Source organism: Streptomyces sp. NPDC001156 (assembly GCF_053598275.1).
The window spans coordinates 1-2,378 of sequence record NZ_JBSFJX010000455.1; the positions used below are offsets into that span (position 1 = coordinate 1).

Annotated in this window: 2 protein-coding genes; both read left to right on the top strand. The window is 72.5% G+C overall.

The genetic code is table 11. The features are described from left to right. Positions 1–181: 181 nt before the first annotated feature. Positions 182–1,579 carry a maltokinase N-terminal cap-like domain-containing protein gene (locus ACWDA7_RS52070; RefSeq protein WP_450615140.1) on the top strand — a complete coding sequence of 466 codons (1,398 nt, stop codon included), beginning with the start codon at positions 182–184 and terminating at the stop codon, positions 1,577–1,579. 35 nt (positions 1,580–1,614) lie between these two features. Then, a partial coding sequence (locus ACWDA7_RS52075; protein ID WP_450615142.1) for a GlgB N-terminal domain-containing protein occupies positions 1,615–2,378 on the top strand: 764 nt, incomplete at its 3' end.

Genomic DNA, 2,378 nt, shown 5'->3' on the forward strand with positions numbered 1-2,378 from the left:
ATCGGCGGAGTCCGCTTCCCCGCCATCGGCGAACTCCCCTACCTCCTCACCCTCGCAGGCCACGGCTTCTACTGGTTCCGACTCCGGAAGAACGTGCCGCAGGCCACCAGGGTCCATCTGTTCGTCGGCAGTTGACCGATCGCCGCTGATCGGCCGGCCGTCACGGAAAGGACGCGATGCCATGGCGAAGACCCAGACCGCAACGCTCCGCCGGTACGGCCTCGGCCCCACCTTGCTGCTGGCCTCGCTCTCCGGTCTCCTGCGGGAGTGGCTGCCGCGTCAGCGCTGGTTCGCCGGCAAGGGGCGCCCGGTCACGGATCTGGCGCTGCTGTCGGTGACCGAGCTGCAACCGGACTTCCTGCACGTCCTGGTCCGCGCCGACCACGCCGAACCGCCCGCGATACGCGGGCCGGACGCCGCCCCAACCCACGACTGCTACCAGCTCTTCCTCGGCGTGCGGGAGTCGCTGTCGCCCCGGCTCTCCCCGGCCGTACTGGGACGCGTGACCGAAGGCCCCCTGGCGGGACTGCTGGTCCACGACGCCCTCCAGGAACCGCACGCGGCGTCCCTGCTCCTGGAGCGGCTGCGCACGCCGGACACCACAGGCGCCCTCCGCTTCGAACGTGACTGGCGGGTTTCGATCCCCACCGGACTGGCCCCTCGTCTTCTCGAGGCCGAACAGTCCAACTCCTCGCTGGTGTACGGCGACACGTACATCCTGAAGGTCTTCCGCCGGGTCCGCCCCGGAATCAACCCGGACCTGGAAGTGCCCTGGGCCCTGGCCCGGCAGGGATGTACCCGCGTACCCGCACCGGTGGCCTGGTTCCGCACCTCGAGCCCGTGGGACGCGACGCTCGGTGTGGTTCAGCCGTTCCTGCGCGGCGGTGTCGACGGCTGGACGCAGGCCCTCGAGGCCCTCGCCCATGGACGGGACTTCGGGGCCGAGGCGTACGAGATGGGGCGGGCCACGGCCGAGGTGCATCTGGCACTCGCCGCCGCGTTCCCCGTCGAGGCCCGGGGCGCGCCCGAGAACAGGCGGCTCGCGTCCGCGATGACGGGCCGTCTGCAGGACGCCATCCACGCCGTACCGGAACTGCTGCCCCACGCGTCCGGGCTGCGTGAGGCCTTCAACGAGCTGAGCGCACTGCGCACGCCCCGGAGCGCCCAGCGCATCCACGGTGACCTGCACCTGGGACAGGTGCTGTGGGCCGAACGGCGGTGGCACGTGATCGACTTCGAGGGGGAGCCGGCCCGCCCGCTCCCCGAGCGGCGCCGCGCCCGGTCCCCGGTCCGTGATGTCGCGGGCATGCTCCGGTCCTTCGACTACGCCGCCCACGCCCGCAGGCCCTGGCGCCCCGAGTGGGCCCTGCACTGCCGCGAGGCGTACTGCGTCGGCTACGCCGCCGAGGCGGGCTGGGATCCCCGGTCGGAACCCGCGCTGCTGCGGGCGTACGAGACGGACCGCGCCGTGTACGAGGTGCTGTACGAGGCCCGGCACCGCCCCGACTGGCTGCCCGTGCCGATGGCGGCGATCGCACGCCTCGCCGAACGCCCCGGCCTGAGGAGGCTGACGCCGTGACCATCACCCAACAACCGCCCCTCGCCTCACCGTCGTTGGGCACCCCGGAACCCGCTCCCGCGGCACCCGGCGACCGGGAGCGGCTGCTGGCGGGCACGCACCACGACCCGCACGCGGTGCTGGGCGCGCACCCGGTGGCGGCCGGGGTGGCCTTCCGGGTGCTGCGCCCGTGTGCGCTCTCGGTGACCGTCGTTCTGGGGGAGGAGTGGGCGGAGCTGCACGACGACGGTGGCGGCTTCTTCTCGGGACTGCTGCTGCTCCAGGACATCCCCTCCTACCGGCTCCTGGTGGCCTACGACGACACGGTGCTGGAGACCGACGACGCGTACCGCTTTCTGCCCGCGCTCGGCGGGTTCGACCTGCATCTGATCGGCGAGGGGCGCCACGAGGAGCTCTGGACGGCGCTCGGTGCGCGGGTGATGACCCACGCCGGGGTCCGGGGAACCCGGTTCACCGTCTGGGCGCCGGACGCGCGCGGGGTCCGAGTCTGCGGGGACTTCTGCCACTGGGACGGCGGCGCCCATCCGATGCGCTCGCTCGGCTCGAGCGGCGTCTGGGAACTGTTCGTGCCCGGTATCGAACCCGGGACGCGCTACAAGTTCGACATCACGCGCCCGGACGGCACGCACAGCGTGCGGGCGGATCCCATGGCCCGGCACGCCGAGGTACCGCCTGCCACCGCGTCGATCGTGACGGAGTCGGCGTACGTGTGGGGGGACGAGGAGTGGCTGGCACAGCGTGCGGACACTGCGGTGCACGAGGCGCCGTTCTCGGTGTACGAGATGCATCTGGCGTCCTG

Excerpts from the sequence above, each read along its gene's own strand:
- ACWDA7_RS52070 (WP_450615140.1), top strand. The coding sequence starts at position 182 with ATGGCGAAGACCCAGACCGCAACGCTCCGCCGGTACGGCCTCGGCCCC.